At 46.5% G+C, this 14,859-nt stretch carries 13 protein-coding genes; 1 reads left to right on the top strand and 12 read right to left on the bottom strand.

From position 1 onward, the window contains the following. Positions 1–93: 93 nt before the first annotated feature. Entirely contained in the window at positions 94–519 is a 426-nt protein-coding gene (locus L5M10_RS01290) for an SMI1/KNR4 family protein (protein ID WP_131523523.1), read from the top strand. Between the two features lie 991 nt (positions 520–1,510). Here the strand turns inward: L5M10_RS01290 and xthA are convergent. The 12 genes from xthA to trpB form a co-directional block, all read right to left on the bottom strand. Beyond that, on the bottom strand, positions 1,511–2,323 hold the full coding sequence (gene xthA / locus L5M10_RS01285) for an exodeoxyribonuclease III (RefSeq protein ID WP_168824214.1): 813 nt from the start codon (positions 2,321–2,323) through the stop codon (positions 1,511–1,513). Beyond that, positions 2,323–2,622 carry a YciI family protein gene (locus tag L5M10_RS01280; protein WP_028761008.1) on the bottom strand — a complete coding sequence of 100 codons (300 nt, stop codon included), beginning with the start codon at positions 2,620–2,622 and terminating at the stop codon, positions 2,323–2,325. Before L5M10_RS01280 ends, xthA begins: the two co-directional genes overlap by 1 nt. Beyond that, the gene (locus tag L5M10_RS01275) at positions 2,622–3,167 is read right to left on the bottom strand and encodes a septation protein A (protein ID WP_028761007.1); all 546 of its coding nucleotides are present in this window, start codon (positions 3,165–3,167) and stop codon (positions 2,622–2,624) included. The genes L5M10_RS01280 and L5M10_RS01275 overlap by 1 nt, the downstream gene beginning before the upstream one ends. A gap of 113 nt (positions 3,168–3,280) precedes the next feature. Next, a complete protein-coding gene (gene fhuF / locus L5M10_RS01270; protein ID WP_263254696.1) occupies positions 3,281–4,363 on the bottom strand; it encodes a siderophore-iron reductase FhuF in 1,083 nt (360 codons plus the stop codon). A gap of 123 nt (positions 4,364–4,486) precedes the next feature. Continuing rightward, positions 4,487–6,691 (bottom strand): TonB-dependent siderophore receptor, encoded by a 2,205-nt coding sequence (locus tag L5M10_RS01265; RefSeq protein ID WP_198572798.1) that lies wholly within the window; start codon positions 6,689–6,691, stop codon positions 4,487–4,489. Between the two features lie 96 nt (positions 6,692–6,787). Then, complete coding sequence (locus tag L5M10_RS01260) at positions 6,788–8,716, bottom strand: IucA/IucC family protein (RefSeq protein ID WP_263254695.1); 1,929 nt, start codon at positions 8,714–8,716, stop codon at positions 6,788–6,790. Continuing rightward, the gene (locus L5M10_RS01255) at positions 8,717–9,481 is read right to left on the bottom strand and encodes a GNAT family N-acetyltransferase (RefSeq protein WP_263254694.1); all 765 of its coding nucleotides are present in this window, start codon (positions 9,479–9,481) and stop codon (positions 8,717–8,719) included. A 2-nt stretch (positions 9,482–9,483) separates the two neighbouring features. After that, entirely contained in the window at positions 9,484–10,998 is a 1,515-nt protein-coding gene (locus L5M10_RS01250) for a lysine N(6)-hydroxylase/L-ornithine N(5)-oxygenase family protein (RefSeq protein ID WP_263254693.1), read from the bottom strand. 734 nt (positions 10,999–11,732) lie between these two features. Continuing rightward, a complete protein-coding gene (locus tag L5M10_RS01245; RefSeq protein WP_028761002.1) occupies positions 11,733–12,017 on the bottom strand; it encodes a DUF2798 domain-containing protein in 285 nt (94 codons plus the stop codon). A 71-nt stretch (positions 12,018–12,088) separates the two neighbouring features. After that, positions 12,089–12,520 (bottom strand): glycerate kinase, encoded by a 432-nt coding sequence (locus tag L5M10_RS01240; protein ID WP_105252115.1) that lies wholly within the window; start codon positions 12,518–12,520, stop codon positions 12,089–12,091. A 246-nt stretch (positions 12,521–12,766) separates the two neighbouring features. After that, positions 12,767–13,603, bottom strand: a complete 837-nt coding sequence (gene trpA, locus L5M10_RS01235; protein WP_263184842.1) for a tryptophan synthase subunit alpha — start codon at positions 13,601–13,603, stop codon at positions 12,767–12,769. Between the two features lie 5 nt (positions 13,604–13,608). Beyond that, positions 13,609–14,799: a tryptophan synthase subunit beta gene (gene trpB, locus L5M10_RS01230; RefSeq protein WP_173244108.1), complete on the bottom strand. Its 1,191-nt coding sequence runs from the start codon at positions 14,797–14,799 to the stop codon at positions 13,609–13,611. Between the last annotated feature and the right edge of the window lie 60 nt (positions 14,800–14,859).

Raw genomic sequence — 14,859 nt, 5'->3', positions numbered from 1 at the left:
TTTAAAGCGGGACTGCTAACAGTTTGCTCGGCTTCGCTTCGCTACACAATTTTAGCAAACGATTATCAGCCCCTTAAATGGGCGTTAAGTATTATGAGCAAATATCGAGATAAATTCGAATATCCGGAAAATCCAGCAAGTGCTGAAGAAATTCAGGCTCTTGAGAAATGGTTAGGAACAGATCTTCCGAGTGAGTATAAGAAGTTCTTGCTTGAAACTAATGGGGCAGAAACTCCGATTGGCGTGCAAGAACCAGATGACTCAGTTGTGCTCTGGAGCGCTAAAGAGATATCCGAATTAACAGAAGCCTATTGCTACGAGCAATACTTGCCTGGCTTGGTTGCTATTGGTTCAGATGGTGGGGGAGAGTCAATTGTCTTCGATACCACACATAATATAAGCTCAGAAGACTGGCCAGTTTATAGGGTACCTTTCGGCGATTTAACGAAAGAGTCTATGGTATTGTTGGCGGAAAATTTCAATGAGTGGGTTTCCAGTGGTTATTCGCTCAAGTTCTAAAATGTTTAACAAGGCCAGTCAATCTGACCTCCGTAAACTGTCTTCTTTTTTGCAAAAAGACGTAAAAAAGCTTCCAACTCACTCCGGCAGTTGCTGGCGGTGTTATGTTTAAAGCGGTAGAAATTAGAAAGAGGGCATCAATATGTCAGGAGAGCGAATATCGGGTGATGGAGAACGAGAACGGTGTCCTGTACATGGGCATACGAGAAGGCTCTCTAGCAAAGAAATTAATGAGATTAAGCACGCTGTAGAAGTTGCTAACTCACAAGCTAAACGTAAGGGCATTACACCTAAAGATCCTCAAATTGGTCTTTTCAGTTGTAAATGTAATTGCTTCTATGTGAAAGTTGAATAATGGTCCATCAATATGTTGATAGTATTATCAGAATGCGAACATAACAAATTGCTGTATCTGACATTTTTCCGTTCCTTCTTTTTTGTTTGATAACACAAAAGCTTCTACTCCAAAAATGCAGCTGAGCAAGGCGTTACACCATAGAAATTTCTATGCGAAATTCACCTGTTATAGCTGATGACCTAACACGCTTTTGTCCCAAAGCATACTACGTATTTCTTTAAAACAAACAGGTTTCACCAATGCTAAACAGGTGAGCCTTGGTGATTTGCGAGACGACCGTCCGGCCCATGGCCGCTCTTTGGCGTCCATGCCATCGCGGCATTTGTGAATCCTTTCACATCAGATGGGGCGGTCGAGCATCCACGGATGGACTGGCTGCGAGTCGACGAGCAAATACCATGGCAAGCATGTGTGAGTGGACATCAGCAAACGCTAAACTCCTCACAACTAAAATTATTAGTCCCCAAACACTCGTCTTCAAGACATATCTGTCCAAAAGTGAATTACGTTCAGTATCACACCTGACTCATTGACTATTCATCGAACGATAAAGATAAAATATGTTTCGCCCATAAACAAACATCGACCTAAGCCGATGTTTTATATCTACTAAGATGATCGAACGTTAGCGGGTTAAGCCTCTTTGAACGTGCTCCAGATGGGGGCGTGATCTGAGGGCTTATCTATGCCGCGTAGATCGTAATCGACGTCGGATTCGACTAAACGTGCTGCCAGTGAAGGCGTTGCTAAAATCACATCAATTCGCAGGCCACGGTTGTCATCGAACCCTTTGCTGCGGTAATCGAACCAAGAATAACGTTCGATGCGCTCTGGGTGTAATTGACGGAAAGTGTCGATTAAGCCCCAGTCTTGTAAGGTTTTTAACCACTCACGCTCTTCCGGTTGGAAGCTACATTTGCCGGTTTTTAGCCAACGCTTACGATTGACTTCGCCAATGCCTATGTCTAAATCGGTCGGCGAAATATTGATGTCACCTATGATGGCGATATCTTCATCGTTGCTGTGATTTGTCTGCAAGTAGTGCATTAAATCTTGATAAAACTTACGTTTAGCAGGATATTTTGTTGGGTGGTCTATGCTTTCGCCCTGGGGGAAATAGCCGTTGAACACAGTCAATGGACGACCATTCGCTTGGGTAAATGTGCCGATAATCATGCGGCGCTGGGCATCTTCATCATCGCTTGGAAAACCCTTTTGCAGTTTTTCTGGTGCGATTTTAGACAGCATGGCAACACCATAGTGAGCTTTACCGCCGTGGTAATGCACTTGATATCCCATGGCTTCGACTTCGGCTAATGGAAACGCCTCATCGTGCACTTTGGTTTCTTGCAGGCCGATGATGTCGGGCTGGTGGCTATCGATTAAGGCTTGCAATTGATGCAAGCGCGCCCGCAGACCATTGATGTTAAAGGACACTATTTTCATTAAGGCAGGACTCGCTTAAAGGGTTTAACCACAACACTTTGGTAAACGCCCGCTTCGATATAGGGATCGGCATCGGCCCAGTGTTTTGCTGCCACTAAGGATTCAAAATCTGCGACAACCAGTGAACCACTAAAGCCTGCATCACCAGGGTTTTCACTGTCGATGGCTGGGTGTGGGCCAGCGATCAGTAAACGACCTTCATCGGCGAGGGCTTGTAGGCGAGCTAAATGGGCTGGGCGTGCGGCTAAACGTTTTTCTAAACTATTCTCAAAATCTTGAGCTGAAATCATATACCACATTATTTGAGTTCCTTGCGTTGATCTTCGGGAAGGTGTTTATAAAGATAAAATACGGTCAGGACAGTATTAATTAAGGTTAAAGCGGTTAAACCAAACACTTTAAAATTGACCCAAGTTTCTAATGGCAAACTAAAGGCGACATAAATATTGACTAGGCCACAAGCGGCGAAAAAGATCACCCAATACCAAGTTACGCGAGCCCAAATTTTGTCGTCTACTTGCATTTCTTTGCCTAACATCGACTTTAATATCGATTTATTGAGCAATTGACTGACACCTAAGGCGATGGCAAACAAACTATAGATAATGGTCACTTTCCACTTGATAAAAGAATCATCGTGAAACACTAAAGTGAGTGTGCCAAACACTGTCACCATAGCAAAGGTGATTAAGTGCATCTTTTCAAGTTTCTTATATAGCGCATAGGTCACGATCAATTGAAGCGCGGTGGCTGCGATCAATGCGCCGCTGGCGATATAAATATCGAAAAATTTATAAACGGCAAAAAAGATGACGAGGGGCAGGAAATCAAGCAGTTGTTTCATAAATAATCATGTTAAAGAGACATGGGCTTGAGTGTAGCATGTGCAACATAAGGGCAAAAGCACCATGGGCCTAGGATTGCGATCTTGCCCATTAAATGCGTTTAATGGGCAAGTTAGACTTGTGCCTGTTTGGTTGCGTTTGTCTTAGCGTTAGGACGACTTAGTAGTGGGCAATCGTGGCATTGGCCAGTGTTGGCGAGTTGATACCTTAGGCAGCAAGTACGGCGAATGCAGTGGATGTTCGTGCTGCCTTCTTTGGGTTCAACAATCAAATTGATGCTGTTATACAGTGGATTTTGGGTGCCATCAAAAAAGGTCGTTCTGCGAAACAGAGCTTGTTTAAGTTGCTGACTTTGTTGCTGAGATAATCCCAACTCTCCTAGATACCAGTGGATCAGATAGCCTAAGTGACTCCAATATAATTTAGCGGGCACGGGGCTCAAAGTGAGTAGGCGCTCAACACTCGGTTGCAGTAAGTTTAAGATAAGGCCTTGTAGGGCGAGTTCTTTATCAACTGGCGGCTTATATGGGGTTAATGGCGAGTGTACCTTAGTGTCTGTCCTGAAGCTTGGCTTAGTGTTTGTTTGGGAAAGTGGCTCGATGCCGTGGTATTTTTTAAAGGTCAAAGCGGTATTTGGCTGGTGTTTTGCGATGTTAAATTCAAATTTTGCCACTCGGCCACTGGCGTGTAGCTGCATAAAAACGGACTGTGGCTGCCAGTGAATAGGCTCGAAATCGGCTTTTTTTGCGTTAAAAATCCACTCCATCACAGGCGGAACTAAAAGGCCAAAATACCATTGACCCCAAAGTGAATGCAGCGCTTTGCGAGTGTCTTTTCTACTGGCCGTAGCGCTTTTACTGACTAAGGCGCTTTTACTGGCGAAAGCGTGCGCTCGGCTGTTTGCAGCTGTTTTAGTCGCCTCGGTTTCAGCTTCAGTTACAGTTTCACTCTGAGTTTCTGCGCTAGGGTGTGCGATGGCAAAACGTGCAATGAGTTTTTGATAAGTATCGGCGCAGCTCCATTCATCAAAACAGAACCCAGTAGGGGACTGCGTTGCGCGAAGGTGCTCGCCATAGAAGGGTGCCCGTTGATGTAACAGCTGATTGAGTGACAAAATATTTTGATTCAACGCGTTGTGGCTTGGCGCTGTATCGCACAATGTTTGCAGTCTGGTGTCTCTCCGTTGGCTTGCCATAGTGACTCCTTAATGGCTGTGATTGATTGCCGCGGTTATCGATAAGTCCATGTAAATGATTACCTTGCGAGCCCAAGATTTGGGCTCACAAGGTTTTTCGAACGATCTCAATATAAATCTGACTTAGAAGCGATAGTCTAAGGTTAAGCTGGCACTTCGCGGCGTACCGTATTGGAATTGGCTGTATTGACCGACTTGGCTGTAGTAGCTTTTATCTAAGGCGTTGTGCAGGTTTGCGCTGAGCTTAAGTTGCTCGGTGAAGGCGTAACTCGCCATTAGACTCGCTAGCGCGTAAGAGCCTTGCTCGACTTCGACTTTGCCAAGTGGCGAATTAACTGTTTGGTAGACGCGGCTCTGCCAGTTAACCCCCGCACCTATTTGCAATTTATGCCAATCACCGCCAAAGGTATAAGTGGTGAAGAGTTTTAATTGCTGGCGTGGTGAAGTGGTACTGATACGTTTGCCTTCAGGATCTTCGCTAGTGAACTGGGTGTAACCTAAGTAAAGATTCCAGTCATCAGTGATTTTACCCGTCGATTCAAATTCGAATCCCTGTGTTTTTGTACCGTTTACGCCTTCATACACTTGCGTTGTTGTTCCTGGGATCACATCGCCAGTGCTGACTCCGACATTGTCTTGCCTGATCTCAAACACCGACAGCGACATATCTAAAGCCTCATCGAACAGGCTCGCCTTAATCCCGCCTTCGTAGTTTTTCCCTTTGACTGGATCTAGGTAGCTTTTATCGATTCTTTGCTTAGTTTGCGGTGCAAAAATATCCGTATAACTGGCATAGAGCGAATATTGCTCGGTCAGGGCGTAGGTGAGGCCGAAGTAAGTGGTGAGTTCGTTGCTGATGTTGAAATCGTAACGGCTGCCAAAATTATCTTGGTCGGTTTCCCACTCATTGAGGCGTAATCCGACGAGGACAGCTAACGCGTCGCTGAGATTAAGCTGAGTTGCTACATAGGCTGCACTCTGTTTGGTTTCGCCAAATGAACCCGTGGTATAAGTTTCCTTCCATTGAGGTTTTGGATATTGGAAGTTCGGATCGCGAAAATCCCCCAAAGGCGGTACTGCCGCAGTGGGATAATAGTAGGGATTGGCGAACTCTTGGCGTTGGCCATTCCAGCCAAACATCAATTGATGTTCTAATCCAAAGAGTTGGTATTGTCCTTCGGCGCGCAAATCCACATTGTGTTGGGTGCGGCTGCCGTCGACATAGGCGATAGAGCCTGCAGTGGCGCCGATATTGGTTACAGGATCAGGATATCCCGTGGCCCATAGTACATCGAACTCCAATGAGTTATCGCCGTAGGTGTAAGTCCCTTTTAGGTTCCAACCGTTGTCTAATCTGTGTTCGAGACTCGCAAAAGTGTTGAGGCCTTGGGTATGCGCCGAGCCCCAATCGGGCGCCGTTGAAGTGGCACGATCATAATTAGTGCGACTGCCATCGCTGTAAAATAGCGGTAAACCGCCCGACATAGTGCCGCTCGGCGTAGCATTTTGGTAATCGACACCAAGGGTGAATAAGGTGCTATCGCCAATATCGGTTTCGACTATGCCGTATAGCGTAGTGCGCTGCTGCTCGTACCTGTCTTGGAATGAATCTTTATCCTGATAGGCGGCCACCACGCGACCGCGCACAGAACCCGAGTCATTTAAGCCGCTGGAAACATCGACCATACCGCGCACATTATTCCATGAGCCCACACTTAACGAGGTGTTGCCCATAAACTCTTGAGTCGGGCGTTTACGGATAAGGTTAATGGCCGCCGAGGGATTACCGGCTCCCGTCATGAGGCCAGTCGCGCCGCGTACCACTTCTACTCGCTCGTAGATGGCGGTGTCGATCAGATTATCCCCATAGTTGAAGCGAGTATCGTAGGTGGTTGGCACGCCATCGTACAAAATGCTGCTCACGGCAATGCCGCGGGCACTAATACTGTATCTGTCGTTATCCATTGGGCGGGCATTGATCCCCGCGACGCTGGTCATGGCATCAATCACGCTATTAAGCTGTTGATCATTCATCATTTGGCGGGTGATAGACGTGACCGACTGCGGTGTTTCTAGATAGGATAAATCGAGCCCAGTTGCCGTGTTCATCGCTTGGGTTTTATAACGGTTGTCGTGTAAGTCCTTAGCGCCAATGACATTGATGACTTCAATTTCTTTCTGGTGCTTTTTAGTCTTACTATCCGCATCGACAGTGTCAGCTGTGGCATGGGGAACCGTAGCTAACATGGCTGAGCACAGCAATAGCTTCGGGTTAACGAGGGCTTGCCGACAGACGAGTGCGATGCTGGAGAGGGGAAAAGTCTTCATAATGTTGATCTTTAATTCCGTTTAGGTTGGGGGTTAAACAAGCTGGGCCAACATTGGCCCATGCTAAAGTTTCGAGGTTATCCACTTTGTGGTGTGTTAACGTGTCCTTTGCTCAGCGTTGCTAAGCATAGGGCGCTTAAAGGCATGGCTTTGTCTAAAGGCCGCCAAGGGATTGTCGATGCCGCCGGCGAAACGCAGGTTTTTCTCCCTGTCGGCGAGGTCTATCATTTGTTGGTTATTATTCAATTGGATACGATTGAGGCACGTGCGTACAAAGCTGTCCTTAAACAGATCGTATTGGGCAAACTTGTCGGCCAAATGTGGATGCTGGGCTTGGTAATCACGTACATTGTCCGCCACTAACTCCCAGAATTGGCTTTCACTGACACTGGTTTGCTCATCGAGCAGCGGTGCTAAATAGCGGAAAATACAGTCAAAAATATCCAGTAAGATGTAGTTAAGCTTCATCTCTTCTTCAAGGCTCACCGCAAGGCGTTTTACATCATCAGGTAGCGGCTTCGCGCCATTGAGTACCGCGACTTCTTCGCCTATGTCTTTCATTAAAATCTTGACTGGCACGTATTCATCGAGCACTAAGATCAGGTTTTCCCCGTGCGGCATAAAGACCAGATCGTAGGCAAAAAAGGCATGTAACAGCGGCGATAAATACAGGTTTAAGTAGCGACTGACCCAATCCTTTGCTGGTAAGCCTGAGGCGGCTATCAAGGCTGCAATAAGGGCCTTATCTTCATGATCCGTATGCAGTAGCGCAGCCATGGTCATCAGATTTTGTTTAGGCTCAATGTGTGGCAGTGGGCTTTCGCGCCACAGGGCAGAGAGCATTTTTTTGTAGGCGCTATCTTGGGTGAGCGCCTGCTCGTAATAATGGTGGTGGTAACCTATGGCGGCAATTTCCTTAAGGATCACAAAGCCTTGTTGGGCAAAGTAAGGATCGTTTTCAACCAAGTTTGCAACCCACGCATTAATTTGCGGTGTGCAGCTCATGTAAAGAGGCGATAGACCACGCATAAAGCCCATATTTAGGATAGAAAGCGCGGTTTTGACATAGCACTTTTGCGGTGATGCAAGATTGAAGAAAGTGCGTATCGATTGCTGCACTTGATATTGCTCATTGCCTTCACCAAGATAAACCAGATCGCCGCGGGCTATGTCGCCGGCAAAGACGCGGGCGATTTTTTCGCGCCACTGCCAAGGATGCACAGGCATAAAGTAGAAGTCCTGTGGATCATGCTGCTGGGTTTTAAGATGCTGCTGAAAATCATCGAACTGCTGGCCAAGCTCCTTCTTTAATAATGCGTCGTGACTCAAGTTTTCGAGGGCGGCAAACGTGGTTTTGTTTTTGCGAACTCCAAGCCAGACTAACTGCATCGGCATCGCGCTTTCTGGGGCAAATTGACGGTAATCCTGCATATCAAAACCAATCCGGCCATTATTGGCGATAAACACCGGATGACCTTCTGTCATACCCGCTTCTATGCTCTGATAATCGGCTCGCGCCAGTGTGGCTGCGGGAATCGCCTGATGCGCTAACTTGTATGCCTTGCTGTAAAGAGTGCTGGTGATTTCTTCTAAATAGGTTGGTAGTAAGGTTTCGCTGATCCCTAAGTCATTTTTAAGGGAAATGATCAGCGACATCGCATCGAGGATTTGCTCTTGTCCTGCAAGTGAAACGCGGATGGTATCGGCATCAATCGCAAGATGATCTAGCTGATAGTGCCGTGCACTAAAATAATAAGTGCTGTCTTTGAGCCTGAGTTCATAGTGATTGAGCCCCGCTTTTTGCCCGTATAGGGTCGGCGTAATGAGCTTCTCGTGGGTGAATTCGCAGAGGATTTTCTTCACTAAATGACGATTAGCCGCTTGCCAATAGGCGGGAGTCAAATGCTCCGGCATAGAAGCTGATGTTGTCGATAGCGCCGAGCTTTGCTGAGCATGTACTGCTTGGTCATGATGATCTTGCGTTGGCAATGGGTTCATTAATAAGGCTTTTGTGGGTAAGTTCATCTAATTCACCTGAAGAGTCGATAATGTTATGGGAGAGGCTACTGGTGCTGTGAGCGAGCTTGACTTTGCTAGGGTTGGGCTTGCTAAGTATTGTTCTGCTAAGTTTGGCAGAGCAGGCATTGACTGATCTGAGCTTGGCAGGGCTGAGGTTGTTTGGGCTAGACTCGTCAAAGAGGGCGTGCTCGATGGTCGAAGGCGCTGGGCCGCAGTGCAAAATCCGAGGAAAGCAGCTTTAGTGCTTAATTGAATCGCTTTTTCATAGCGAATGCCTATCAGGCTATTTAAGCGATGAATTTTGCTATTGAGTTGATCGGGTTCAACCACGAGGCGATTAAAGGCTAGTTTTTCAAGCACGAGCTGCGCTATCGCATCCATCACCTTCAAGGATAAGCCGCTGACGGGTTTGCCATCTGGCGGCGCGATAATCAGATGCATACCACAATCACCCGGCGCAACACGATAGTGCTGACCGACTTCATCGTGGACGGGATCGTAGAGTTCCACCATAAATAGCGCTTTGGCCTGCCATTCACCTATCAAGGCAAACTTGTGTTCTGTTGTTGCTAACAGATTTTTTATGGCATCAAGGTTCAAGCCCTGCATACCCCAAAACTTGGCGTAATCTTGGTTAAACCAAGACTGTAGTGTTGGAATGTCTTGTGTAAGGTCTAACGCTCTGAACTGAAAACCATTAATGCTCGAAATAGCGGATAGTTGCGTTAAACATAGTTGCGTTAAACAATGGTTGCTAAATTGGCTTGCCATTATTATGCCTCCTGGTTCGGCGCCATTAAGACCGGCATATTGGTTCCCGCGCCTGAACTCACGGTTGAACTTGCGCCAGAACTTGGAATCTTGGTTGGAGGGATAGTTTGTGGCGCATCAACTTGAGTTTTTCTGTGCGGCGCCTTAGGAAAATGTCTTGGATTAAGATCCAGCGTGTTAATTGCATTGGCGCCGCAGGGCTGATGACTAGCAAGTTTGGCCGGATCGAAGGTTTGAAACGCGATATGTTCCTCAATGTGGTAGGGCGCATAACCGAGCACGGCTTTTAAGATGGTGCCGTTGCGATAACAGCCCATACCCAGATCTGGAGAGCTTATTCCATGGGTATGCAAACCGACATTCTGGACAAAAATATCCCCTCGAATATCTATGCTGTAATCACGCTGCACGCTAAGTTGTCCGGCGTCATCGAATTCGACTTGTTGTTTAATACCACTGATAAACTCGGGTAAACGATAGTGGTAACCTGTGCCTAAAATGACGGCGCCCGTTTCTTGCTCAAAGGTGTGATTTTTTTCATTGTGGTGGAAATGCAACTTGAGCATATTGGCTTGGGGCTCGATATGAGTCAGCGCCGCATTCGTCATCAGTCGGCATTGAAAATCGGCCAATAGGCGCTTTTGATATAACAAATCGTAAATGTCGTTTATCAGCTCAGAATTTATCCCTTTGTAGAGCTGTTTCTGGCTGGCGATCAGTGAGCATCTTTGATTAGGGGTCAATTCGTGGAAGTAATCGACATAATCTGGCGAGGTCATCTCTAAAGTAAGCTTGGTATATTCCAAGGGATAAAAACGCGCTGATCGTGTCATCCAATTGAGTTGATAACCATAGGTATCAATCTCTTGCAGTAGATCGTAAAACACTTCCGCCGCACTCTGGCCACTACCAATTACTGTGATGGCACTCTGACTCTGCAGGTAGGTTTTTTGCTGCATATAACTGGCGGTATGCATGACCCGTGCATCTTGGATTGGGCAATCCTTTGGTAGATAAGGTTCAGTACCAGTGCCTAGCACTAGCTTTCGGCATTGATAGGTATGGGTTTTACCACTGCGCCTATCAAAACCTGTAACTCGATAAATACTTTCACCTGCGTTGTAATCCACTTGAGTGACCTTAAAACCAAATTTAAGGTTGCTGAGTTGTTGGCTCACCCATTGGCAATACAAGTTGTATTCGTGGCGAGGTAAAAAGAAATTCTCACGAATATAAAAGGGATAAAGCCTGCCCGTTTGCTTGGCAAAATTAAGGTAACTGTAGCGGTTGGTGGGATCGGCCATAGTCACCAGATCCGACATAAAGGGTGTTTGCAATCTTGAGGATTTGAGTAGCATGCCTGGATGCCAGTCAAAACTGGTTTTAGCATCTAAAAATAAGCAGTTAAAGCCGTCAATAGGTTCTGATAAGGCGGCGAGGCCAAGATTGAATGGGCCAATGCCTATGCCAAGTAGATCAAAGATTTCGCGATCCATTTCCCTTTGCTGTGTACTCACTTACGCCTCCTTGGCAACATGCTACTGCGCGTTGCCGATCCAGTAATCAGTTACCTAAGGACGCAAACCAAAGTGAATGCGGTTATCAAAATAGACTGTTTGGCTATTTATCTTGCGTTGATCAACTCGCTATTTTTAGCTTAGTCCTTAGGCCATTTCCTGCTGTCTCTGTCCCGACAACGGTAGGTAAATTAGCATGTGAAAATATTCAAATGCAAACCATTCTCATTTGGGCAGGGCTATAGGTTAATACTTTTAACTGATAAATAAGGGGGGCGGATACGGTTAATGGTACAAATAAGTAAGTGATAAAGGGGGGATAATTAGGCAGCGTTTTGGGGATATATCATTTAGGGTTTTACGAGCTCTATTTTTATAAAAGATATAAATACAGTGGTTTACATTAATGCTTGAGTTGGTTCGAGAGCAGAGGGAAATTGATTTAGGTGGGGGTCATGTCATCCTTATACAATAAACATAGGTGCCGCTAAACGGTCAGTGTAAATCCATTGTAAAGCGTGGACTGGGGGCTCAATGAGCGCTTTGATTTAATACGATTGGTATGGTGTAGGTCGTACTGTTTTAGTTTAAGTGAATGTTGGCAGGGTAACAGATCGAACAATTATCGATGTGATTTTTAGCCGCTGTACGCATATAGAGAAGGAGTTCAATATAAAGCCGTCCTAAAACGGCTTTGAAATAAAACAGTTAAATCGGAAGATTAAGTCGTAAAACTAGCGTAAATCGACAAAATGAGCTGTGATTTTACGCACCAAAGGTAACACCATCAGCAGTGTCGGAAAGGCGACAACCCATGAGATCAGCCAAGCGCCGAGCCAGAGTTCGAGAAATTGCGGTGAAGCGCCAACGCCATTGAAAGTGCTGATCCCAGAAACGATACAACTCATGAGAATAGAGAGAAAAAATGGCATCACCACAGTGGCATACTTGGCCGGTAATTTGGGTGTTCCCAAAAAAGTACGAGGTTTGTTATCGGGTAAAGATTTAGAAATGGTCATCGGATCCTCTAATGGATATGTATCAGGCGAATGATTTGTTACAGGCTAGCACTATACCTTTTTTTATCGACTCAATTCATCCAATTTGTTACCCAAAGCTCGCCTGTTACATTAACCCAATGGCCTAGCGAGATAGGGGATTTCCCAAGTTCATTATCAAAGGGGAGCGGTAGGTTTGATTGCAACAGGTAAATTGTATCTTCGGGTGTTTGGCTGATGTCGATGATTTGTCCTGAAGCTTCAAAGTGACAGTTATGCAACGGGAATTTTAGATGCTGGTGTGGAGTTTGTTTAATCATATCAGCTTGAAGACTTGCACTTGCTAATCGGCCAAGCAATTCAACTGTGACCCATTGGTTAACCGGAAAGCGAATTTCGGCCTGCTGATCGCTACCTTGGTAGTAAAACCAAATTGGTGCACCATTATCGCATTTACCTGCAACTTCACCTTCAAAACCACAGCCCCAAGGCGTTAATTCGAGAATATAGATCCGATACTGCATAAAAAGTCCGTTTTTCTTCGATAGGGCATTCTATCGAGGAACTGTGACTAAATAAATACGCTGTCAGTGTAGTACTGCGTGAGTGTCAGTATTGTCTTGATAGATTGTGTTTGAGGGAGATAAAGGCTGAGTAAACATAGAGCTTGGTAAATACAAACAAAATAAGCGAGGCGACGAGTCTACCTCACTTATTTTATTTGTAATTGAATTCTTGATTTATATTGGATTATTTAAATCAAGACTCGCTTAGGTTGCAGCCTTCATTGCGCGAGTAAATTCCCCAAGCGTTGCAAGTAGCTTAACTTCATCGTGCTGGTGGGTTTCGATGATTTTTACTACGGCAGAGCCAGAAATCGCCCCCGCAGCGCCCGCTTTGATGGCGGCGCTTACCTGTGAAGGCTCGGCAATACCAAAACCGAGGAGCGGTGGTGGGGCGTTAAAGGCTTTTAATTTAGATAAAATTTCCTCTACCGGCACGCCAGCTTTCGTGTCTGTGCCTGTGACTCCCGCGCGGGATAAGAGATAGGTGTAACCTTCACCACTTTTACTCACTTGCTCAAGGGTTTCACTGTCGGCATTGGGCGGCGCGATAAAAATCGGCGCAATACCATGGGCTTTAGCGGCTTCGCTAAAGGGCGCTGATTCTTCCACTGGCACATCGGCGATAAGTACTGAATCCACACCCGCTTGCTGCGCTTTGGCGTAAAACGCATCTATGCCGTTAGCAAACACCAAGTTCGCATACAGCAGCAAACCGATTGGAAGTTCAGGATATTTAGCACGCACTTGCGCCAGTAATTCAAAACACGCCGTTGGAGTCGTGCCTGCGGCTAAAGAACGCAGGTTAGCGCCTTGGATCACTGGGCCATCGGCCAAGGGATCGGAAAACGGAAAGCCCAGTTCTAAGGCATCGGCACCGTTTTGCACTAAGGTATCGATAATTTTCAGCGATAACTCAGGGCTAGGATCGCCAAGGGTGACGAAGGGGACAAAAGCGCCACGGCCTTCGGCGTTGAGTTTGGCAAAGGTGGCTTGGTAACGGGCCGCTTGGTAAAGGCCTGGGTTAGTCAATGTATCACTCATGTTCGTTATACCTCTTTACCATTCAAAATGTCAGAAACGGTGAAAATATCTTTGTCGCCACGACCGGAAAGATTGACCACTAAAATGGTTTCTTTGGTGCACTCGCGCGCCATTTTGACGGCATAGGCGATAGCATGCGCCGATTCCAATGCGGGGATAATACCTTCACAGCGCGCCAGTTGTTGGAAGGCTTCTAAGGCTTCATCATCGGTAGCCGATTCATAACGAGCGCGGCCTGTGGCATTAAGATGCGCGTGCTGCGGGCCAACGGAGGGGAAGTCTAATCCGGCTGAAATCGAGTAAGATTCTTCGATTTGCCCTTCGCTGTCTTGCATCAAAGGCGCTTTCATGCCGAAGAAAATACCAGTCTTACCGTGTTTAAGCGGCGCACCGTGCATTGGCGTGTCTATGCCTTTACCCGCAGGTTCGACGCCAATCAGTTCGACACTTGGCTCGTCGATAAAGTCAGCAAACATACCGATAGCGTTGGAACCGCCGCCAACACAAGCGATAACGGCATCGGGCAGGCGACCTTCACGTTCCAGCATTTGTTTCTTGGTTTCTTCGCCAATAATGCGTTGGAATTCACGCACTATGGTTGGGAACGGATGTGGCCCCGCAGCGGTGCCCAGAAGATAGTGGGCCTTTTCGTAGCTGCCAGACCAGTCGCGCATCGCCTCGTTACAGGCATCTTTTAGGGTGGCAGAACCTGAGGTGACAGGGATCACTTCCGCACCCATCAAACGCATTCTAAATACGTTAGGTGATTGGCGCGCAACGTCTTTGGCACCCATATAGACTTTACATTTTAAGCCTAACAGCGCGCAGGCAAGGGCGGTGGCAACACCGTGTTGTCCTGCGCCGGTTTCAGCAATAATTTCCTTTTTACCCATGCGCTTAGCAAGGAGGGCTTGGCCTAACACTTGGTTGGTTTTATGGGCGCCGCCGTGGAGTAAATCTTCCCGTTTAAGGTAGATTTTCACCATAGGATTTGGGCTTAAATTGCGAGTTAAGGTGAGTGCTGTTGGGCGACCCGCATAGTTTTTCAATAAATCGGTAAACTCGGCTTTAAAGTCTTCATCTTCCTGTGCTTCCACAAAGGCAGTTTCTAATTGCTTAAGGGCTGGCACTAAAATCTGTGGCACATACATGCCGCCGTATTCGCCGAAATAAGGGTTAAGCTTTAACTTTGACATACCTTTTTCCTTATCTTATCAATCAGTTTGTCAGTGGCTTGATGGTGCTAACAGCATCTT

Source organism: Shewanella sp. SM32 (genome assembly GCF_025654235.1).
GTDB lineage: Bacteria > Pseudomonadota > Gammaproteobacteria > Enterobacterales > Shewanellaceae > Shewanella > Shewanella oncorhynchi.
This window is presented reverse-complemented; position numbering and strand designations above follow the sequence as displayed.